We start from the raw sequence: 20,210 nt of genomic DNA, 5'->3' as shown, positions 1-20,210 counted from the left end.
TATAATTCAAAGATTGATAACCAAGGGGGAATCTCTTAACCCGTGAAAAATATATTTGCTAGATTTACTATAATAACCCTCGCTGTCGTGCTAGCCGCCGGAGTATTTATTCAGCATATATCGGCCGATAACGGGGTTCCTTTTGAGGATATAAACACTAGTTATGCAAAAAAAGAAATCATAGATTTATATAACCGGAATATATTAACTGGCACCTCGAATACTAAATTTTCACCTACTCAATCGATTACTAGAGCTGAATTTATAACAGTTCTTGATCGACTGTTGAAGCTTGATCCAGCGTTGAGTCCGGTATCTCCTTATACCGACGTAGCCAAAAGCGCTTGGTATTACGGCTGGATCCAAGCCGCGGTTCAGCTTGAACTGGCAAACGGCACTTCGGCAACTACTTTTGCACCCGCAAAAGCAGTCACTCGGCAGGAAGCGGCTGTGTGGATAGCCAAAGCTCTAAAGCAAACAAACAATGCAACTGCCGCACAAACTAATTTTAAGGATCGGCAACAAATTGCTAGCTGGGCAAGTGCTGCTGTTGCTAAGGTTAATGATCGCGGATTAATGAAAGGCGATAATAGCGGGAATTTTCGGCCCACTGACCCGATAACCAGGCAAGAGACGGCAGTGCTGATGGATCGGGTGCTGCAACATACAAGCTGGGCGGCAGAGCTGGAAAGTAGTCCGGACAAACGTATTGTTATAGGCTGGCAGTATGGTCTCACGACGGCACAATTTGAGAATCATGTTCTGCAATCGAACGTCAATACATTATCACCACGTTGGTATTATGTTGGAAAAACAGGGGCAGTAACGGATTCGACAGATGCCTCGCTGGTAACTTGGGCAAAAAAGAATAAAAAGCAAGTCTGGGCGATGGTTGGCAATCGATCGGATCAAGAAGCGACGCATCAGATGCTGTTGAGTACAACCGCAAGGAATACGGCAGTCAATCAGTTAGCTGCTTTAGTGAGTAAATATGGATTAGATGGACTAAATATAGATTTTGAAAATGTAGCGGCCGAAGATCGTGTGTATTTGACTTCGTTTATTACTTTATTAGCCGAGAAAATGCATTCGCTCGATGTTATCCTGTCGATGGATGTATCTCCTGATCTTGGAACGGATTGGACAGAAGCTTTTGACTATGCTGCCCTAGGCAAGCAAGTGAATTATATGGTGATGATGGGTTATGATGAGCATTATGACGGGAGTCAAGTTCCGGGGTCCAATGCCTCACTTTCTTATGATCAAAAGGCTGTGAATACAATCCTAAAAGTTGTACCTAGTCAAAAAGTTATTTTGGCATTGCCCTTATATAATCGGGATTGGACATTGAATCAGAAGGGGACGGTTTTATCCTCTCAATATATTACGCTTCCGGAGCAAAATCAGATTATCAGCAGCTATGCATCGAGACCCGTGTGGAATCCTTCGCTGGGACAATATGTCGCGGGCTACTCGAAACAAGCTATAAAACATACGATCTGGATTGAGGATGGGCGTTCATTAATAACAAAATACAACTTAGCGGTTACTAAAAAACTTGCTGGAGTAGCTTATTGGTATATAGGCGGAGAAAGCTCTGATGTATGGTCCAGCTTAAGGAATGCAGAGAAATTTTACGATTATACTTTTTAAAAATATGAAAGACTGGATGCGAATAGCCGCTTAGCTATATTGCTGTCCAGTCTTTTTATTGGGTTACTAAGGCATAGCTGGTAGGATTAGATTGATTAAATCAGCCTCGCGTTACGTATTTTTTGAAGTTTTTCACGTTTAGAACTTTAACATTTTGAGCTAGAAGTTTCTTGTCGCTAACGACCCAAGTGTGATCTTTGGAGTTTTTTCTACGAATCGCAGCGAAGTTATACTTATTTCCTGCATAGATCTTAAAGCCCTGTGCAGCACAATCAGCACAAAACTTAACGCATTCACCTTTATTCCAATCTGGAAAGGAAATCTGCTGGAAGACATTTCGTTTTACGAGTAGGGTAGCACCCTGAACATTGGTTACCTGTTTATTTTCCATATGAAGATAACGAAGCAAAAGGAGCTTCTTATCAGTTAAATACATATAGTGAGCTCGTTTTCCAACGATATCAGCTTTAGTTTTATGGAGGGTGTTCATACTATCCGTTAAATAGTTGGCAGAGTAATAATCGTCGTCATCAAATTTAGCGATACAGCTATAATTCGCTAAGTGCACACCAAAATTCAGACAAAACCCCAGTGAACGATATTCAGGTAGTTTATAGATCCGTACATTTTTATGTTTTTTTGCAGCATGTATATAGTCTTCTATTTTCAAGCTATCATTATTAATGATCACGATAAGCTCTTTAGATTTGAAATTCTGTCGTTGATAGTTATCAAATATTGTTTTAATACAATCCATTCGTTTTGTACAAGTTAGAATAGACACAGCAGATGAAGTAGATTCAGCAGTTAATTTCATAACGAAATCTTTGGACGGCGTCCAACAAAATTCCTGTAGTTTTTAATATTCCGGATGATCTTATGGTTAGCTATTAGTGTACTATCACTGATGATCCATGTATGTTTTGAAGAGTTTTTTCTACGTATGGCAACGAAGTTATTTTTACTTGCAGAATAAACCTTATAACCTTTCTTTTTGCTTCTGCTGCAAAAGAGATCATCCTCACCTACGTTTTTATTAGGAAATTTCACATGATCGAATACTTTTCGTTTGAAGACGAGCGTAGCGCCAGGGAGATGGGTAACCATTCGGTGTTCATCATTTGCGAAACGAAGAATCAAAGTCTTTGAACCTAGTAAATACATATAGTGAGCCCGTTTTCCAAGGATATCAGCTTTAGTTCTTTTTAAGGTCAGAATACTTTCCGTCAAATAATAAGGGGCATAATAATCGTCGTCATCAAATTTGGCAATGGTATGATATTTGCATTTTGTTACGGCATAGTTTAAGCATGAACCGAGGGATTGCTGTTCAGGTTTACGATATATCTTAATATTTTTGTGTTTTTTAGCTAAGGTTTGGTAGGGGGATAGTGGAATTTTATTATTATTGATAATAATGATAAGTTCTTTATTGGCATATTTTTGTCTGCTGTAATTTTGAAATAGGTTGTTTAAATAATTATGGCGATTGGTACAGGTAATAATGGAAACACCTTGTTGCTTCGCTTTGTTGTGAGGTACAGCACTCATTTAACCAACCCCTCATATGCATTTTTGGGAAAAGTCTCATAATACGATATGTCCAAGTTAGGATAGAGTAACGGCATATCAACCTCTTAAAAGCAAAAATGGACTTGTTTAAAGAACACAAAACCCACAGTGATAGCTGTGGGTTTTGTAAGAGAGACAATTCATATGAAACGCTTTGGATGTTTGTTCAGAAATAAGATTCAATGATGGATACGCTATTCTCGATTCTCGCCTTACACTGCGTTAAATAATCTTTGGTCCAATCATCTAGGTTAGACATATCAAAACTCCGGTACATCCCTGTATAAACAATAATCTCTCTTAATCGAAGAAAAAGAGGAATTAGCTTCAGCTCATTTTCTGAAATCCTGTTCTCTTTAACGTAGCCTTTTAGAAAATGCTCCATAAAACGCTGACATTGAAGCTGCCTGTCCTCCATACTATCATCCCCGTAAACGTAGACTAGATAATACAGTTGAATGGCGATATCTTCTACAAACCAGCTGTATTGAGCTTCATCAAAATCAAACAAGGTCAGCTTGCCATTGTCGACCAAAAAGTTGCCTACATTGATATCCCCATGGATGAGACCATAGGTATTTATATCAGCGTCGAGATGCTTTAGCTGATCCATAAGCGCCTTACAGCTTTCCAAAACGCCACTTTGGGATGGAGGAATAAACCTGGTTACATTCTGCAGGTAGTAGTTCTGATGCCACGCATGTCTTTTGGACTGTGGTTTATAAGATTTTGCTAATCTGTGCATTTGTCCAGTGATCATGCCACACTGCTCATAGAGGTCTAGATCCTTCAGGCAGTCTGGGTAACCTATTCGTTTCCCTTGTGCTTTTTCAAAGGAAGATGCCATAAAGTATGAATCACCAATCTCTATTTGCTCAACTAGATTACCCAGAAGAGAACCTACGGGTCTTGATACGGAAACGCCATGATCTGCCAGGTATAGAATCCATTCAAGTTCAGCCGTTAACAATTCCATACTGCGCAGCGAGCTATGAGTAAATCTTAGAATATATTGATGATTGCTAAGTTGATATTCATAAACAAAATTTTGAAATCCGCCAATGAAGCTTAGCTCATCTATGGGGATACCGTATTTCGTGCAGGCAGCACTTACAATCTGGTCATTAAATAAAGACTTAATCTTTTGTTCCAAGGGTTCTACTCCGTTCTACATTACAATGATTTTATCGAAATCGTTCTGGAGCTTTCCTGGACCTTAATAAGCAGCGGCCGTTCTTGTGGGTTGAGATTTGGGGCATGAATGGCCAGCATAAGTCTGCCCGTCAAATCACGAAACAACATTCCATGTCCGCCATCTTTGGCATAAAGAGGCTCAGGATCATGTTGCCAAGGTCCGCTAATGTCACCGCTGACGGATCGGGCTAAACCCATGGCATAACCACTAGCTCCACTGCTAGACCACAACATAAGCAGCTCACCACTGCTAGTCTGATGCATAAAAGGACCGTCAGTTACGTATTGCCCTTCTTTGCCGCCTACCGTCCAAGGAGCTTGTGAAGCCTGGAAAAGCAGCATAGGTTCGCCAATAGTAGCACTTAAATCCTCCTTCAGCCCAACGGCATACATTTCTCCATCCGTCACTTCAATCCATTCACGGCAAAAGATCATCCAAGGTTTGTCTTCTTTATCTACATATAACGTTCCGTCAAGGCACTCCCAAGAAGCAGGGGTAATCGGATGATTGCTGATAGGGAGATAAGGACCCTCAGGTGTTTCCGCGCTTAATATTTGTGTCCCCCGTGGAACGCCATGTCTTATAAAAGAAGCGAACATATAATATTTTCCGTTGTAGCGGTGAACCTCTGGTGCCCAGAAATGATGATCAGCCCAAAAATCAGGATCTGGACGAAAGGCAGCAATGGGTCCGGACCATTCCTGAAGATCTGAGCTGATATATACATCGAAGCCGTGAGGTGCGCCACTCCAAGCTGTTAAGCCATCTGTGCCAAATAAATAGTATTGACCAAGTTCAGGAACAGATAGGATATAGGGATCTCTAAAGTTAATATCAGATAATGTTTTCATTAAGGTGCCCCCAATTTACAAGCTATCATCTGCTTAATTTTACAATATCTTCTTTAGGCTTGGAAGCGTTACTTCATTTGCTCGTCTTGTAGCAAACGTATTTTCATTACTCCGGGTGTACAGCCGTAGTTTTTTCGGAAGACACGTATAAAATAATTAGTCTCCATGCCCAGCTGAAGCGCTATATCTTGAACGGGGATCTCCACATCCTCCGTCATTAATTGCAGCGCCCGCTCCAGCCGCAGATTCTGCAAATACTTATGCGGAGTGACCCCATATTCCTGCACGAATAAACGCTGGAAATGCTGCACGGAGTACCCGACTGCTGCTGCAAGATTGGAGATCAGAAGCGGTTCTGTGTAATGTTCGTTGATCAGCCCGACGGCTGTAGTTAGGGCTTCATTTCGGACCGACTCGAAGGCTAGACGATTACCGGAGCCTTCTGAACTCTTGGCAGGGCGCAGCATTAAGAGCAGTCTATAGAGCGTGATAGACAACTCCTGCATCCACATCTCGTCCTGCCGATTGGGGGCAGGAGAATTCACCGTATGCCAGATTTGGCCGATTTCTTCCCAGCATTGTTCAAAACGATCCGTTCGATAAGGAACAGAAGGGAGCAGTTCAAGCGCTTCCAGCAATCCATGAGCTTGACTGCCTTGAAAGCCGATAAAGCCAACATGCCACGGTTCATGAGAGGTAGGATAATATTCATGACCACGATCGGGCGGGAAGGCAAAAGCCATCCCCGGTTCCAGTATGATTTCTGTGCCACTTTCCAGATCACGAAATAACCCGGTTCCGGTCCGGATTAAAAAGATTTGATACACAGGAAATCCTGCTGGGCGCACATGATGGAATTGGATATGGCGACCTACAGAGTAGGGGGATAGGGGCAACGTTCCAGAGTCGCGCGGTAATTCAATCAGAGAAAAAGGTAGCAGGTTTATCACCTCATCTTCATTTTGTGCTATCACTTCGAGACTATATTCCTACTGATTGAAATGAATTTTCTTATATTATAAATAGTATAAATGATGATTACTGAATAAGATAGCTTACGCTTCTAGCCTATCATCAGAGAATAGTCCCATTCTATAAATGGGCAGAATTGAGAGGATGATCGTACACAATGAATAAAAAACATTCCCCGATAAGCAGTAAAGCTGGTGTCATGCTGCACGGTGCTGATTATAATCCTGAACAATGGCTGAAATATCCGGAAGTATTGCGTGAGGATATCCGATTAATGAAGCTGGCGGGCTGCAATGTCATGTCCGTAGGCATTTTTTCGTGGGTATCTCTTGAACCTGAAGAGGGTGTGTTCACTTTCGAATGGTTGGATGGTGTACTTGATTCTTTTGCAGAGAATGGGATTTACGCTATCTTGGCAACGCCAAGTGGTGCCCGCCCAGCATGGATGTCGCAAAAATATCCAGAAGTCTTAAGAGTGGAGCGTAACCGTGTTCACAATTTGCATGGCTTCCGTCATAACCATTGCTTTACCTCACCAGTGTACCGGGAGAAAACTGCAATTCTGAATGCAAAGTTAGCGGAACGGTACAGCCAGCATTCAGCCATTATCGGTTGGCATATTTCGAATGAATTCGGTGGGGAGTGTCACTGCGAGCTCTGCCAGGATGCTTTTAGAGAATGGCTGAAAGTGAAATATAATAACAGTTTGGATGAGGTGAATCATGCTTGGTGGGCTACTTTTTGGAGCCATACCTACACTTCATGGTCACAGATTGAATCCCCAGCTCCACATGGTGAGACACAAGTACACGGCTTGAATCTTGACTGGCGGCGTTTTGTTAGTGAACGGACGATTGATTTCTGCCAGCACGAGATCAATACCGTTCGTCCTTATAATCCAGAGCTGCCTATCACGACGAATATGCATATGATCGATGGCATTGATTACCGCGAGCTGGCCAAAATCCTGGATGTGGTCTCATGGGACGCTTATCCAGACTGGCATTATACCGAAGACGGTGACGATACTAGATTGGCAGCATGGACGGCGATGCACTACGACTTAATGCGCTCTTTTAAAAAGAAACCGTTCCTGCTGATGGAAAGCACGCCATCCCTTACGAACTGGCAATCGGTCAGTAAGCTGAAACGTCCCGGAATGCACAAGCTGTCTTCCTTGCAAGCGGTAGCGCATGGTTCGGATTCTGTGCAGTATTTCCAATGGCGCAAAAGCCGCGGATCAAGTGAGAAGTTCCACGGCGCAGTTGTAGACCACAGTGGCCACTCCGAGACTCGAGTATTCCAAGATGTAGCGGAAGTAGGAAAGACGCTGGCGGGAATGACGGAAGTAGTGGGTACGTCCACTCCGGCGCAGACGGCGATTATTTTCGATTGGGACAACCGCTGGGCGATAAAGGATGCGCAAGGCATCCGTAATTCCGGATTACGTTATGAGGAGACGGTGCTACAGCATTATCGTGCACTTTGGGAGCTGGGCATTCCAGTTGATATTATAGGCTCTGGAGATGATCTGTCTGCTTACAAGCTGGTTGTTGCCCCTATGTTATACCTGATTAGTGAAGAGAATGGAAAGCGCATTGAGAAATATGTGGAGCAAGGCGGCACATTCCTCGCAACCTATTGGTCAGGAGTAGTTAACGAAACGGATTTATGTCATCTGGGAGGATTCCCTGGTCCACTGCGCAGAACACTGGGGATTTGGGCAGAGGAGACAGAAGGGCTGCACAGCCGTGATCTGAACGGGTTAGTGATGGAGGCCGGTAATAAACTTAAGCTAAGCGGTGACTACGATGCGCATGAGATAGCCGAGCTGATTCATTTGGAAGGTGCAGAGGCTTTGGGGCATTATCGCAACGATTTCTATGCGGGCCGTCCAGCGCTTACAGTCAATCGTTTTGGTGAAGGAAATGCGTACCATCTTGCTACCCGTGTGAAAGACACTTTGTTCTATGTTGAGCTATACGCAGCGATCACATCTAAGGCAGGAATTACCCGTGCGATGGATACTGAACTTCCAGCAGGTGTGACTGCACAACTTCGCACAGATGGCGAAAGTGATTATGTTTTTGTGCAAAATTTCAGCGGCAGTCCGCAAACGTTAGAGCTGGATGGAGCGGAATACACAGACTTGGAAACAGGTCTTTCAGCTCCGGCCCTATTGAATCTAGCGGTGAATGGACTTGCGATGTTGAAGCGTAAAGCATTAGTATAATAAAAAGGCAGGACCTGAGTTTCAGGTTCTGCCTTTTTTTTGAATAGAATCAGTTCTTAACTCTTCCCATCATAATGGTGTTATACAATTTGCCGTCCGATAGAAGTTTATCTTTCTTTAAAATCCCTTCAATTTCAAAGCCAAGCTTTTGATAAAGCTTAATAGCGTTGGTGTTCGTTTCCAGCACATTTAGGGTGATCTTTTGAATACCATTAGTGTCAGCCCAGGCAATCGATTCGGCGAGAAGATTTTTTCCAATACCATATCCCCAATAATCCTGCAGCACACATACTCCAAATTCTACTTTATGAGCAAATCTTTTTAAGGGATAACCTTCGCATCTGGAGAACGCAACGATTTGATTATCAACTACTGCGACTAGAAAAAGGTTATTATTTTTCTCAGAATCGGCTTGAATAAGCTGTTCAAACCCTTTTTCGTCAATAAAGGCTTCGCCTGGTTCCCGATCTAAATTCTCGGTTTCTCCATCGATCCGCACCCTTAATTCAGATAACACTTTAGCATCATGAGAGGCCGCAGATCTAATGCTGTATTGGATTCCATTCACTGTAAATGTTTGAGGATTAATGATCATATGTCCTCCGTGACGATGGGTGATGTTAGAATTATTGCTTCGATGCCCTCAATGATCCGAGTGAAATAGGCTGCTTCATGAGGCACAAAATGAGTCCGATCCACACTTTGTTGAATGTTGATTTTTTGTCCGTTTGAATCCACTTTGAAACCATTGATTTGTAGACTATGTATTTCTCCTTGCCAAAAGCTTCGGAAGTCGGCAAACTTTGTGATAACTATTCCTGCGACCTCTTCTTCTTGCAGCTTAAAATCGTCCAGAGGATAAGGATTGTTATAAACAAAAACATGCGCTCGTTCTTTATCGATAAGATTTTCTTTGATCATACTGTAAGGAATCGTACCTAAGGGAATCAGTTCATCAAAAGCTAGCTCCAAACCGAGTTCTTCTTGAACCTCGCGAATCCCGTCCTCTACCGTTTCGTGTGTCAGCAAATGTCCAGCGGCCGTGATGTCCAGCAATCCTGCATAATCTTGTTTCTGCTCACTACGAAGCTGTAAATAAATATAGGGGATTTCTTGAGTTTTGCTTATAAACCAGCAGTGGAAGGTCTCGTGCCAATGTCCTAACCGATGTACTTCTGCCCGTGGAGCTGTACCGATTCGGTGACCCGCTTCATCAAATATAGTAAGTATCTCATTATGCATAGAAAAGCTCCTTTGTGAAAATATCTACTGCTTAAAGCCTATCATAAAAACGATCGAATTGCTTAATGTCCCCAAGTGATTTTTATTGACATCGTTAAGAAATATATGTATATTTTTGGATGTTAATCAAAGGAGGAGTTAAATGAATTTAGTAGCCATGAAGCGGGAAGACTTGGACACTTTAAGTGATGAAAGGTTAGGATGGGCCTGTATGGAGCCTACCTTTCAGCTGATTCGCGGAAAATCGCCATCGACCAAATCAGAAGTGATCTCGAAGCTCACAGAGGGGCAACAAGCCTTATGCATGTTCAGAGTGCTATATGGTCACAGCTGTAATTCCGAAGGGGAATATTATGCTTGGATTTCCTACATGCAAGACCTGCCAGGGTATTGGACAGGGGTGATAGGAGGCATACGATTTTTTGACGATTCACCCATGATTCTTTTGCTTCAGGAAACAAAGACATTTCTCGAGGAAAGAAATCATCGACTGGGTAAAGAGTGGGCGGATGCGGCCATCACGGATTTGGATCGAGACCCTCAGCTGTTAGAAGTAATTAGTGAGTTATTCGAACGATATAAGAACCTGACACCAAATACGCATAGAATTATCGGCAATTATATTCGCACTCATCCAGAGGAGTTTGTAGAAATAGGGTGTTCATAATTATGAATATGAAGAAACGTTATGTATTTCTCGTACTCATTTTTTTATTAATCGAAATCCCTGTAATCATTAATCTCTACCATAGTTATAATTCATTTGAGAATTTAGTGTTGGATCAAATCGATGAAACTGAAATCACCTCAATCGAGATTGAGAAATCTTTAGTGGATGAAAAGGTAGTGATTGAAGATCCGAAGGAAATTGAAAAGATCATTTATGCTTTTTCAGATGTAAAATTGAGAAGAAGTAGTGCTTTGGACAAATCTACGGAGACCTACTGGATAAGTATTATTGTAAATAACAGCTTGAGGTTTGGCATGAATCTTACGGATACTAACTTCCTGTATGTGACGGATCTTGATAAGAAGGATAAATACAATTCGGGAAACTTTAGAATGACTAGTGATTTTGATGTGAATTCCATTGCAAGCTTATTTAAATGATGCAGAACGATCCACAACCACTGATACTGAGATTTTCGGACCCAGATGCCCCTATTTGCGAATTTATCGCCTTTTGAGCAGGTTTTCGGACTCCAACGACGCTATTGCTCATGAAAGAGCTTATAATTGGTGTTTTTTGCGCCAATAGCGGCTATGAGATCCGATAGCTATCCAAATAGCGGATAAAACGGTGTATAAGGTCAGCTGAGTCCTTTAGCCGCTGCGTGTGCAGATTGTTCAGTTGAGTCTGATAGTGCTTCATATCCACACAAAAAATGGGTGCCCCTATGGGACACCCATTTTTGTATGGATTATCTAGCCATCCATCCGCCATCCACATTAAGAACGTGACCGTTCAAGTAGTCAGATGCTGCGGAAGCCAAGAATACAGCAGGGCCTTTAACGTCATCAGGCGTTCCCCAACGTGCTGCAGGGATACGGTCTAAGATAGAGTCCGAACGACTTTGGTCGGCACGGATTGGAGCGGTATTTTCAGTAGCCATATAGCCTGGTGCAATTGCATTGATGTTCAGACCGGAGCCTGCCCATTCATTGGCAAAAGCTTTAGTAAGACCCGCAACCCCGTGTTTACTCGCAGTGTAACCAGGGACATTGATTCCGCCTTGATAGGAGAGCATGGAGGCGATGTTAATGATTTTGCCGGATCCTCTTTCCAGGAAGTGGCGGCCTGCGATTTGCGACAGAAGGAAAACTGTGTTTAGGTTCAAATTGATGACATCAAACCAGTCTTTTTCACTATGATCTTTTGCCGGTGCACGGCGGATCATTCCTGCGCAGTTTACGAGAATGTCAACATGTCCGGTCAGCTCTAGCGCTTGGTCAAAAGTGCTTTGCAGCTTGCTGTGATCACTTAAGTCAGATTCGATACTAACTGCTTTTACTCCAAAAGCTTTTGCTGCATTTACAGTTTCTTCACTCGAATTAAGGGAGACAGATGCAACGTCTGCACCGGCTTCTGCAAATGCAAGCGCGATTCCTTGTCCAAGACCTTGAGCTGCGCCTGTTACAATAGCTGTTTTACCTGCCAAGCTGAATAATGATGACATATAAATTACGCCCCTTTATTGTAAATGGATTGTTATTCCGGGTTTACCCGCATTCAATGGTAACGCCTGCACTGCGGAACTGATCTGCCGTTTCGGGGGAGAGTCCTTTGTCCGTCAGAATCACGTCAACTTCTTGTAGGGAAGCAAAGGTACGCAGTGCAGTATGGCCGAATTTATGATGATCTACAACCGCGAATACCTTACGGGCTGTAGATACAAGGGCTTGCTTGAACTCAATTAAATCTCCGGTATAAATGGAGAGCCCATGCTCTATATGAATAGCAGTCGATGAAAGGAATGCTTTTTGAATATTAAGCTTTTGTACATAGGAGACGGCTTCAGGACCAGCCAACATATTACGGACACGATAACCACCGGGAACGACCAGACGGATGTTATCTTTGGGAACCAGTTCGCTGATGATGTATACATCATTGGTGACTACCGTTAGTGGCATATTGTCCAGACGCCGAGCAATTTCAAGCGTAGTGCTACCGCCATCAAGAGCGATAATATCGTCCGGTTCAATATGAGCAAGCGCACGCAAGGCAATCTCCGTCTTCTCGTCAGAGTATTTATCCAGCGGATCCTTGGAGGGCAAAATACCAAACTGGTCGCTTTGTGCCAGCACAGCTCCGCCATGTACACGTACAATCAGCCCTTGTTCCTCCAGCCTGCTTAAATCCTCGCGTATTGTTTTTCCAGTAACCTGAAGCTTATCGCTCAGTTCATTCACCGTTACATCTTTTTGGTTCAGCATAACTTCCATAATCATCTCGTGTCGTCGTATCGGGTTCATCCGCCTGCCTCATCTTTCCGTAGTTGATTTATCTCTATTGTAATTCTTTCATGGATACGGGGTCCATATCATCATATCTTTTATTATCGCCAGCCATACTCCAGATAAAAGTATAGTTATGAGTGCCGACACCACTGTGGATGGACCAGCTTGGAGAAATAACGGCTTGTTCGTTATGCATTACGATATGGCGGGTTTCGTCAGGTTCTCCCATCAGGTGGAACACAACGGAATCGTCCGGAAGATCAAAATAGAAATAGGCTTCCATCCGGCGTGGATGGGTATGTGCTGGCATGGTGTTCCACATGCTGCCTGGTTTCAGTTGGGTCATACCCATAACCAGTTGGGCACTTTGCACACCATTTGTGTGAATGAAGCGGTGGATTGTCCGCTCGTTAGAGTTCTCCAGACCACCCATCGCACCGGATTCAGAATCGGCCAGTGTGGTTTTGGTAGTAGGGTAGGACTGATGGGCAGGAGCAGAATTCAAATAGAATTTAGCAGGCTTGGAAGCGTCTGCACTTTTGAAGACTACATCTTTAGAGCCTTGACCTACATAAAGACATTCTTTGAAATCCACTTCATATTCTGTGCCATCTACAACCACGGAGCCTTTACCACCGACATTGATAATGCCCAGTTCACGGCGTTCCAAGAAATAAGTAACCCCAAGTTCTTTAAGGTCAGTAGTTAGCGCAACCTCTTCTTTTACAGGATTAGCTCCACCAACGATCATACGATCTTCATGGGTTAGGACAAGCTTTAGCTCATCAGGAGCAAAAATAACGGGAATGTGGAATTCCTTACGGAGGCGCTCAGTGTCAAATTGTTTTACTTCATTAGGATGGGATGCGAAACGTCTTTCCATTGAATGTTCAATCTCCTTTGTGTACATATTATCGTTCGTATAGGTACACTTTAGTCCATTTATGTTCATTTTACAAGTACTAATCTTTTTTATTTTGTTTATTTATGTTTATTTATTGGTTTTTCCAATTGCAAAATGAACGAAAAGTGTGCACAATAGAGCTATTATGCTCGATTTTCATGAATGACGGAAGATGATATAAAACTGAAATGATGGAGGTTGAAAAGTAATGCCGGGGTTGAAAAATATCCAGAGTACTTATAAGGAACGTCAGCAAGAAATTATTTTTAATATAGCACTGGAAGCAGAGCAACGCCCTTTATTGGAAAGTGGACTCTGGTTCCATGATGATGTGCGAAATAACTTTTATTATGCTTCGTATCTTTTTGCAGCGGCTGTTGATGATTCTTTTGAGCTGCCTTTTGATCGTGAGCAAGCGAAACAGAAAGCACAGGATGTACTGCTGGAGATCTTAATGCTTCAGAACCGGCAGCCCGGCACAGAGTTATACGGTCATTGGCCGCTCGGTTTGAATCCGGTTCCGCGAGATGCGTCACCGCATGAGTTACCAGTGGAGCTTATGGGCAACCTGATGGCGTATTTTTGCAAAAGATACGGAGGAGCATTAAATGCTCAACTTCGCATAGTTCTGAATACAGCGTTTGGACATATTTATCGCAGTGATTTCTACCGTAAGCCGGTGGTTACTTTTGGGCATCATGAAGCTAAATATACAGCTGCTAAGCTGATTTTTGGCACCCTGTTTGCGGATGAAATATTGCTTGAGGATGGCCGGCAGAGTCTGAAGGATACGCTGGCTTATATTCGTACTAAAGGGATGCCGGAATACGGCAGTCTACCGTGGTTTTGGCATTGGGTGCAGGCATTCACCTGCGCGTTGGAACTTGTCCCGCCTGAGGATACGGAGCTTACTACGAGCCTTAAAGAAATGCTTGACCATTTATGGAATGTACGAGCTGAATTCTATCTGCGTGGCGCTTGGGTTGGTGCGCATTCTAGAGGCTGGCCGCATGATGTTCCCGGCGATGCTAATGTACTTCATGATTATGTTCAGTTTGGAGATTTCCAGCTGCCTGAGAGGATGCCGCGCACTGAGTATGCCGGTTTATTATTCTATCAAGCATCCGATGAAATATTAGCCGCAGCCATGAATCGCCAGACACCAGTGGAAGTAAGGAAGATTACTCAGAAGGTTGTCCCAACGGATCCACAGCCGCAGCCTTTGCTTCATTCCTATGCTTATATTACAGAGGAGTTTGCAGCAGGCGGGATGTGGGAGCGGGTTGAGGAATTCGATAATGAGCAGCTTCGCTGGGCTTTTTCGTTACCTGTGAGTGGAGAGGGAAGCGCAAATCAGCTGTATTTCTTCCATCCGGGACAAGGCTACAATGAGGGAGATCCCCGCCATCAAAGCCGTTATATGGAGGTTCTCTATCACAAGAATGTCATCATTTCTTTATTCCCAATCTCCCAGGGTGAGAAGAATACGATCATCGGTGTACTTCCCCAAGGGGAATGGAAACAAGAGCCGTATACATTGTACGGGCAAGTTGGTGAGACGTATTTTGTTATTTATTTATCTCACCCTTATCAGCTGCAGGAACGGTCCAGATTCATAGAGGTATCCGTCGCAGGGATGCCGGGCGGTGTGATCGTTGAAGCATTGGGCATTAAGAAAGCTGCCGAATGTGGTATTATTGGTTTAGAGGCTTTTGCCACAGCTATGGCTCATAAAGAAAGGAATTTCGAAGTGGGAGAGGTATTAGCAGCGAATTATACCAACATGGATGGTGAAAGCTTAGTTTTGAGTATTAGTAGGGAGTTAGAATTACCGCAAGCTCAGCTTAATGGAATTCAGATCTCATTAGATCATTATTCAGTATAAAAAACACAATTACTGTGATAAATAGTAATCCGAGTCGGCCTTTTTGGCCGGCTTCTTTAATAAGGAGCTACATGAAAGGATGTGATGCCCCATTGCACAGCCCGCAATAGATACCTAAGTATCCGTAAACGTGATTTTGTCCAGAATACTTATAATTGGGGTGAGCGACGATTTATCTGGATAAACTAGACCTAACGATTTGGTAATTCAATCCTTCCTAAGCACATTTCCCTTTAGAATAGCGGTGTTAGGTTACTAAATAGTAATTAATTACATTAAACCCTATTTTTCTGAGAGACATTTGTCACAATAAAGGTTAATATCTAAGTGAGATAGAAATGATTGCGCTTACTTATTTTCTAATAAACCTAATCATAATGAATGCGAGGGATATAACAGTGATTGAAACTGAATTTCGTGTAGAAAATGACTTTCTAGGCAGTAAACAGGTAGATAAGAACGCTTATTATGGGATTCAGACACTACGCGCAGTCGAGAACTTTCCTATTACGGGCTATCGGGTTCACAAAGAGTTAATCAAAGCGATGGGGATTGTAAAAAAAGCCGCTGCGCTTGCAAATATGGAAGTTGGCCGTCTCTATCGAGGGCTTGGAGAAGTTGTAGTGAAAGCAGCAGAAGAAATCATCGAGGGTCAGTGGCATGAGCAATTTATTGTAGATCCTATTCAGGGTGGTGCGGGTACCTCGTTAAATATGAATGCGAATGAGGTTATTGCTAACCGTGCCTTAGAACTGCTTGGCCATGAAAAGGGAGACTATCGTCACTTAAGTCCCAATTCACATGTAAATATGGCGCAGTCTACAAATGATGCGTTTCCGACAGCAATTCATATTGCCACACTTTCACTGCTGGAGCAGCTACTTGTAACGATGCACAGAATGCATGATGTGTTTGCGGTAAAAGCGGATGAATTCGATCCTGTGATAAAAATGGGTCGGACACATCTTCAAGATGCAGTGCCGATTCGTCTGGGTCAAGAATTCGAGGCTTATCGCAGAGTGCTTGAAAGAGATATCAAACGTATTGAGCATACACGCCATCATTTGTATGAAGTCAATATGGGAGCAACAGCAGTGGGTACAGGATTAAATGCTGATCCTCGTTATATTGAATTGGTGGTAGAGCACTTAGCTGAGATCAGTGAATTGCCGCTCGTAACGGCAGATCATCTCGTCGATGCCACCCAAAATACGGATGCCTATACAGAAGTGTCTGCTGCCCTAAAAGTGTGCATGATGAACATGTCCAAGATCGCTAATGATCTGCGGTTGATGGCCTCCGGTCCGCGGACTGGGTTTAATGAGATTTCATTGCCTGCACGCCAGCCTGGATCTTCAATTATGCCGGGCAAAGTTAATCCGGTTATGGCAGAGGTCATTAATCAGGTGGCTTTTCAAGTCATAGGGAACGATCATACGATCTGTCTGGCTTCCCAAGCGGGTCAACTGGAGCTGAATGTTATGGAGCCAGTGCTTGTGTTCAATCTCATTCAGTCCATCAGCATCATGAACAATTCCTTCCAAGTCTTCACAGACTTCTGTCTGGCTGGGATTGAAGCCAATAAGGAAAAGCTTGAGCGGGATGTGGAGCGGAGTGTCGGAATCATTACGGCTGTGAACCCGCATCTGGGGTATGAAGTGGTATCGCGGATCGCTAGAGAGGCGATTTTGACTGGGGAATCTGTACGGGAATTGTGCATTAAATATAATGTGCTGACCGAAGAAGAGCTTAATCTGATTCTGGACCCATACGAAATGACACACCCGGGAATTGCAGGAGCAGCTTTATTGCATAAAGAGTAGAATGTTCCGGAGGATCGAGCTTTTTGTTTGGAAAAAGCAAACCCCCGCCACCGTTTAGGGTGACAGGGGGAGAGCTTAAATATGTTTTTAATTTATATGAATCTACTTCGCGATTGTCTGAAGTAGGTTCTTTTTTTACATTTCAGGCTTAAAAGAAAAATAAAGAACGTAACAGGCCGCGTTTTCTTGGCGGAGCCGTTAGTCTGGTAGTGGCAGTGGACTGGGAATTTTCATAAGAGGTGAGCGGTTTGCCGTTAGACACTTGCAACGGTTCTATGGATGCCGCGATTTGCTTGATCATTATTCGTAGGTCCTCAAGCTCCTCACGCTGCTGGAGCAGTTGGATCAATACTACTTCATCGGCTTTTTGATCGAGTGCACGTTCAACATTGTTGATGCGAGACAAGATATCCTTCATAGGCTCAGCAACTGTGTGCTGTAGTGGATTTTCCTGTTGTGATGTGGAAATTTGCTGCTCATTCGTGAGTGTGAGTTGTATACATTCCAAGGCCTCTCCGTGATTAATACGGTCTTTAATATGATTGAGCAGGTCGATTTGCTGCTCCGAGAAAACATAATGGCCAAATCGGTCTTTTGGAAAAAAATCAGGGAACATGGCAGCCCAACGTTTAATTGTGGTTAGACTAACTGACAGCAGCTCTGCGGCATCTTTTGTTTTTAGAATATCCATTTCGATTCCTCCAGTTCACGTAGTCATGTTATGAGTACTATTCGTTGTCCAGCAGCGGCTCCCTGCACGGTTGACAAAGGTAGTGCGTATTCGCTAAACAAAGTGTAATTACGAGCAATCTCACCCTTTTGGATTTCACTATCTTGTTTTTCCATTCCAAATTGAGTACAGATGAGCCTGCTCAGGGGTATAATTGCATTAGAGGTGAAGGCGATGAACAGGATTGAAGATGAGGAACAAATGACTGAGGAGCAATGGCAGGCTATTTTGCAAAACGATGTTGCTTATAACGACATATTTTTTTATGCGGTGAAGACTACAGGAATTTTTTGTCGACCCTCCTGCAAATCCAAAGCACCCAATCGGGAGAATGCGTGTGTTTTTCAGAATGCTGAACAAGCGCTGGCAGCCGGATTTCGTCCTTGCAAAAGATGTAAACCGACAGGTGAGCGTCTTCCTGATAAGGAATGGGTAGCTGTGATGACGGAGTACATTGATCATAATTATATGGCCCCCCTCACCCTTGAAACGTTAGCTGAGGTATGTCATGGCAGTCCTTATCATTTACATCGAACCTTTAAGAAAGTAACAGGAATCACTCCCGTGGATTATATACAGCAAAAGAGAATCGCTAAGGCATCTGAGTATTTGCTTACTACAGAGCAGGCAGTTGCTGAGATTGCATTGCGTGTGGGTCTGCCCAATACATCATATTTTATTACTTTATATAAGAAAAAAACGGGGTATACACCCACACAGTTTCGTCAGCTTAACAAACAGAAAGTAACGTTGGCTTCTGATTTTATTTTGGAGGGACCGAATCATGGAGAATAAAAAAAATGCTATTCTATACTGGACATTATTAACCGATAAGGATTGGAGTTTTTATATTGCAGCCACTGAGAAGGGGTTAAGTTATGTGGGTTCGCAGCAGCAACCCTTTGAGGAATTAAGCGAATGGGTTAGACGTCGTTTTCCGGGGAGTGAACTGGTGCAGGACGATGAGAAGATGGCGCCTTATGTGAGGGAGCTTAGTGAATATTTGCAAGGGAACCGGCAGAGCTTCGGCATTCCTTTTGATTATCAGGGAACTCCATTTCAGCTTGCGGTGTGGAAGGCGTTATGTGAAATTCCATATGGACAAACCTGGTCCTATTCGGATATTGCCACACATATTCAAAGACCAGCTGCGGTGCGCGCGGTAGGGACTGCCATTGGCGCGAATCCGATTCTGATTACGGTGCCCTGCCACCGGGTTATTGGTAAGAATGGGACATTAACAGGATACCGGGGTGGTTTGGATATGAAGACCAAGCTACTTCAGTTGGAGAGAGGAGAGTATACAGCAGATATATGAAAATAGAGTCCAATTACACCTCCCCAAAAACCTTGCTGAATAAAGGAACAGGTTATCTGTCAGGCTACAGTCATTCCTTAAATCCATATACGGGCTGCACTTATGGCTGTTCCTATTGTTATGTACGTCAGATGCCTGTCTCGCTGTTCCGCAAAGAGGAGTGGGGGACGTGGGTAGATGTTAAACAAGAAGCGGCTGCAATATTACAAAAAGAACTGCACAAAGCGAAGGCCAAAGGTCCCGTCTCTATTTTTATGTCGTCAAGCACAGATCCCTATCAACCGGTAGAGCACAAGGAAGAGGTGACGAGATCTTTATTGGAGGTTATGGTTCAAGATCCGCCCGATTTCCTATTCGTGCAGACGCGTAGTCCGCTGGTTCGCAGAGATATAGATTTATTATTACGTTTAGAGGATAAGGTTCGTGTAAGTATAACTGTAGAAACAGACCGTGAAGATATTCGCCAAAAATTCACACCAAGCGCTCCTCCCATTGCTGCAAGACTGAAGACGTTACAGCTTTTACGTGAAGCTGGCATCCCCATTCAAGCTACTATAGCGCCAGTACTGCCAAGCAGTCCAACTTTTCCAGCAACCTTAAGGGCTTTGGTGGATAGAGTCTGTGTGGATGACTATTTTATGGGCGACGGCAGCGGCGGCAAACGCACACGGAGATTAGGGATTTATTCCCTATATGAAGAGCTGCAACTGGAAGATTGGTATGATCCTGCAGCATATCGCAGAGTGTATGAAGGACTTCAGCAAGTTTTTTCCGAAGAGGAGCTATTCTTGAGCCAGAAGGGGTTCGAGCCTTAATCTGAAACATGGTATAATAAATGAGAGCATTCATACTTAGTATTTAATATACTTAA

At 43.4% G+C, this 20,210-nt stretch carries 20 protein-coding genes; 9 read left to right on the top strand and 11 right to left on the bottom strand.

The features are described from left to right. The first annotated feature begins 42 nt into the window (after nucleotides 1-42). Nucleotides 43-1,653, top strand: a complete 1,611-nt coding sequence (locus tag NST58_RS19415; protein ID WP_339243895.1) for an S-layer homology domain-containing protein — start codon at nucleotides 43-45, stop codon at nucleotides 1,651-1,653. A 100-nt stretch (nucleotides 1,654-1,753) separates the two neighbouring features. Here the strand turns inward: NST58_RS19415 and NST58_RS19410 are convergent, their stop codons facing one another. The 5 genes from NST58_RS19410 to NST58_RS19390 all read right to left on the bottom strand — a co-directional run bounded on the left by NST58_RS19410 (nucleotide 1,754) and on the right by NST58_RS19390 (nucleotide 6,245). Further along, nucleotides 1,754-2,470, bottom strand: a complete 717-nt coding sequence (locus NST58_RS19410; RefSeq protein WP_076129813.1) for a glycosyltransferase family A protein — start codon at nucleotides 2,468-2,470, stop codon at nucleotides 1,754-1,756. After that, on the bottom strand, nucleotides 2,467-3,204 hold the full coding sequence (locus tag NST58_RS19405) for a glycosyltransferase (RefSeq protein ID WP_339243892.1): 738 nt from the start codon (nucleotides 3,202-3,204) through the stop codon (nucleotides 2,467-2,469). The genes NST58_RS19410 and NST58_RS19405 overlap by 4 nt, the downstream gene beginning before the upstream one ends. A gap of 187 nt (nucleotides 3,205-3,391) precedes the next feature. Then, on the bottom strand, nucleotides 3,392-4,378 hold the full coding sequence (locus NST58_RS19400) for a phosphotransferase (RefSeq protein WP_339243890.1): 987 nt from the start codon (nucleotides 4,376-4,378) through the stop codon (nucleotides 3,392-3,394). Nucleotides 4,379-4,398: 20 nt separating this feature from the next. Then, nucleotides 4,399-5,271 carry a glycoside hydrolase family 43 protein gene (locus NST58_RS19395; protein ID WP_339243888.1) on the bottom strand — a complete coding sequence of 291 codons (873 nt, stop codon included), beginning with the start codon at nucleotides 5,269-5,271 and terminating at the stop codon, nucleotides 4,399-4,401. A 68-nt stretch (nucleotides 5,272-5,339) separates the two neighbouring features. Then, nucleotides 5,340-6,245, bottom strand: coding sequence for an AraC family transcriptional regulator (locus tag NST58_RS19390; protein ID WP_280753086.1), 906 nt, complete (start codon nucleotides 6,243-6,245; stop codon nucleotides 5,340-5,342). A gap of 155 nt (nucleotides 6,246-6,400) precedes the next feature. Between NST58_RS19390 and NST58_RS19385 the strand changes: the two genes are divergently transcribed. Further along, nucleotides 6,401-8,476: a beta-galactosidase gene (locus NST58_RS19385; protein WP_339243884.1), complete on the top strand. Its 2,076-nt coding sequence runs from the start codon at nucleotides 6,401-6,403 to the stop codon at nucleotides 8,474-8,476. Between the two features lie 49 nt (nucleotides 8,477-8,525). On the opposite strand, the gene NST58_RS19380 is transcribed toward NST58_RS19385, so the two are convergent. Beyond that, nucleotides 8,526-9,071 carry a GNAT family N-acetyltransferase gene (locus NST58_RS19380; RefSeq protein ID WP_076129818.1) on the bottom strand — a complete coding sequence of 182 codons (546 nt, stop codon included), beginning with the start codon at nucleotides 9,069-9,071 and terminating at the stop codon, nucleotides 8,526-8,528. Continuing rightward, nucleotides 9,068-9,718 carry an NUDIX domain-containing protein gene (locus tag NST58_RS19375; RefSeq protein ID WP_076190947.1) on the bottom strand — a complete coding sequence of 217 codons (651 nt, stop codon included), beginning with the start codon at nucleotides 9,716-9,718 and terminating at the stop codon, nucleotides 9,068-9,070. Before NST58_RS19375 ends, NST58_RS19380 begins: the two co-directional genes overlap by 4 nt. Nucleotides 9,719-9,860: 142 nt before the next feature. On the opposite strand from NST58_RS19375, the gene NST58_RS19370 reads away from it, so the two are divergent. Both NST58_RS19370 and NST58_RS19365 read left to right on the top strand, forming a co-directional pair. Continuing rightward, entirely contained in the window at nucleotides 9,861-10,385 is a 525-nt protein-coding gene (locus NST58_RS19370; protein WP_076217831.1) for a hypothetical protein, read from the top strand. Between the two features lie 2 nt (nucleotides 10,386-10,387). Beyond that, entirely contained in the window at nucleotides 10,388-10,828 is a 441-nt protein-coding gene (locus NST58_RS19365) for a hypothetical protein (protein WP_076182543.1), read from the top strand. A gap of 311 nt (nucleotides 10,829-11,139) precedes the next feature. Here NST58_RS19365 and kduD read toward each other — a convergent pair whose 3' ends face one another. Genes kduD through kduI form a run of 3 tightly spaced genes read right to left on the bottom strand, consistent with a single transcriptional unit; the run spans nucleotide 11,140 to nucleotide 13,562 of the window. Beyond that, complete coding sequence (gene kduD, locus NST58_RS19360) at nucleotides 11,140-11,895, bottom strand: 2-dehydro-3-deoxy-D-gluconate 5-dehydrogenase KduD (protein ID WP_036688326.1); 756 nt, start codon at nucleotides 11,893-11,895, stop codon at nucleotides 11,140-11,142. 43 nt (nucleotides 11,896-11,938) lie between these two features. Beyond that, on the bottom strand, nucleotides 11,939-12,694 hold the full coding sequence (locus tag NST58_RS19355; protein WP_076129821.1) for a DeoR/GlpR family DNA-binding transcription regulator: 756 nt from the start codon (nucleotides 12,692-12,694) through the stop codon (nucleotides 11,939-11,941). Between the two features lie 34 nt (nucleotides 12,695-12,728). Further along, a complete protein-coding gene (kduI, locus tag NST58_RS19350; RefSeq protein WP_036688322.1) occupies nucleotides 12,729-13,562 on the bottom strand; it encodes a 5-dehydro-4-deoxy-D-glucuronate isomerase in 834 nt (277 codons plus the stop codon). Nucleotides 13,563-13,791: 229 nt separating this feature from the next. Here kduI and NST58_RS19345 point away from each other — a divergent pair, with 229 nt between their 5' ends. Together NST58_RS19345 and aspA are read left to right on the top strand one after the other, a co-directional pair. Next, complete coding sequence (locus NST58_RS19345; RefSeq protein ID WP_339243881.1) at nucleotides 13,792-15,468, top strand: hypothetical protein; 1,677 nt, start codon at nucleotides 13,792-13,794, stop codon at nucleotides 15,466-15,468. Nucleotides 15,469-15,860: 392 nt separating this feature from the next. After that, a complete protein-coding gene (aspA, locus tag NST58_RS19340; RefSeq protein ID WP_094903409.1) occupies nucleotides 15,861-17,291 on the top strand; it encodes an aspartate ammonia-lyase in 1,431 nt (476 codons plus the stop codon). 148 nt (nucleotides 17,292-17,439) lie between these two features. On the opposite strand, the gene NST58_RS19335 is transcribed toward aspA, so the two are convergent. Continuing rightward, complete coding sequence (locus NST58_RS19335; protein WP_076129823.1) at nucleotides 17,440-17,982, bottom strand: MerR family transcriptional regulator; 543 nt, start codon at nucleotides 17,980-17,982, stop codon at nucleotides 17,440-17,442. Between the two features lie 213 nt (nucleotides 17,983-18,195). On the opposite strand from NST58_RS19335, the gene NST58_RS19330 reads away from it, so the two are divergent. From NST58_RS19330 to NST58_RS19320, 3 genes are read left to right on the top strand one after another with little or no spacing between them, the layout of a single operon-like run. Beyond that, on the top strand, nucleotides 18,196-18,816 hold the full coding sequence (locus tag NST58_RS19330) for a bifunctional transcriptional activator/DNA repair enzyme AdaA (protein ID WP_076129824.1): 621 nt from the start codon (nucleotides 18,196-18,198) through the stop codon (nucleotides 18,814-18,816). Then, nucleotides 18,806-19,339: a methylated-DNA--[protein]-cysteine S-methyltransferase gene (locus NST58_RS19325; protein ID WP_339243878.1), complete on the top strand. Its 534-nt coding sequence runs from the start codon at nucleotides 18,806-18,808 to the stop codon at nucleotides 19,337-19,339. Before NST58_RS19330 ends, NST58_RS19325 begins: the two co-directional genes overlap by 11 nt. Continuing rightward, a complete protein-coding gene (locus NST58_RS19320) occupies nucleotides 19,336-20,154 on the top strand; it encodes a radical SAM protein (protein ID WP_076301595.1) in 819 nt (272 codons plus the stop codon). The genes NST58_RS19325 and NST58_RS19320 overlap by 4 nt, the downstream gene beginning before the upstream one ends. The last annotated feature ends 56 nt before the right edge of the window (nucleotides 20,155-20,210 follow it).

This window comes from Paenibacillus sp. FSL R10-2796 (assembly GCF_037965315.1).
In the GTDB taxonomy this organism is placed as follows: domain Bacteria; phylum Bacillota; class Bacilli; order Paenibacillales; family Paenibacillaceae; genus Paenibacillus_AQ; species Paenibacillus_AQ odorifer.
This window is presented reverse-complemented; position numbering and strand designations above follow the sequence as displayed.